This window comes from Flavobacterium sp. W22_SRS_FK3, from assembly GCF_052113665.1.
Taxonomy (GTDB): domain Bacteria; phylum Bacteroidota; class Bacteroidia; order Flavobacteriales; family Flavobacteriaceae; genus Flavobacterium.
On sequence record NZ_JBGQOF010000070.1, the window covers coordinates 1 to 1,091 of the forward strand.

Consider the following 1,091-nt stretch of genomic DNA (forward strand, 5'->3'; position numbering starts at 1 on the left):
TACTAACCAAAGGAGAAGAACATCAATTATTGGATATTTTCAATAGTACCGATGTTGGATATCCAAAAGATAAAACGGTGGTAGATTTATTTACCGAACAGGTTAAACGCACACCAAATGCTATTGCAGTTGTTTTTGATGGTAAGGAGTGGACTTATAGGGAATTAGATAAAATTTCCAATCAGTTGGCTCACTATTTATTATCTATTAATACTAATAATAGTACTCCAGACATCATAATAGGAGTAGTTTTAGATCGCAGTGAATGGTTAATTATTTCATTTCTGGCTATATTGAAATCGGGGTCATCTTATGTACCAATAGATTCTAGTTTCCCAGAAGAAAGAAAAATGTATATAATAAATGACAGTAATTGCTCTATAATTGTAAATACTCTATTATTAGATACCTTCAAAGAGGTTAGTTCTTCTTATTCTGATGAATTGCCTGAAATAATTACAGACCCAGATAATTTAGCATATGTTATTTATACTTCAGGTAGTACCGGAAAACCAAAAGGAGTTATGATTGAGCATAGAAATTTGATTAATTTATGTTTTTGGCATCGATCAGCGTATATGGTAACAGATAAAAGCAGAAGTACGCTATTCTCAGGAGTTGGTTTTGATGCCAGTGTTTGGGAAATTTATCCATACTTACTTTTTGGAGGTAGCTTATATCCTATTTCTGAAAAATTCCGTTACGATCTGGATAAGTTTTCAGGTTTTTTAAGCCAACATGCTATTACGCATACATACATGCCAACATTAGTGTGTGAGAATTTTGTAGATAAAGAAATAGCTTTACCAAACATTATTGTTTTAACAGGAGGAGATACATTGCATTTAAGTAAATCAAGCGATATTACTATTTATAATAATTACGGGCCAACAGAAACAACAGTAGTAGCTACTAATTATAAAATATCAAATACTTCTCCAATGGTTAAAATCCCTATTGGTAAACCAATTGATAATACTCAGCTTTATGTCTTGAATGATTATAATCAGCTTCTACCAATAGGAGTAGTCGGGGAGTTATGTATTGGCGGGCTAGGAGTCGCCCGAGGTTATTTAAACAGGGAAGAATTA

At 32.5% G+C, this 1,091-nt stretch carries 1 protein-coding gene; it reads left to right on the top strand.

Features of this window, described 5'->3' with window-relative positions; translation table 11 throughout:
• Nucleotides 1-1,091, top strand: a 1,091-nt coding sequence (locus tag ACEN2I_RS19980; RefSeq protein WP_441767837.1) for an AMP-binding protein, incomplete at both ends; no start/stop codon positions are given.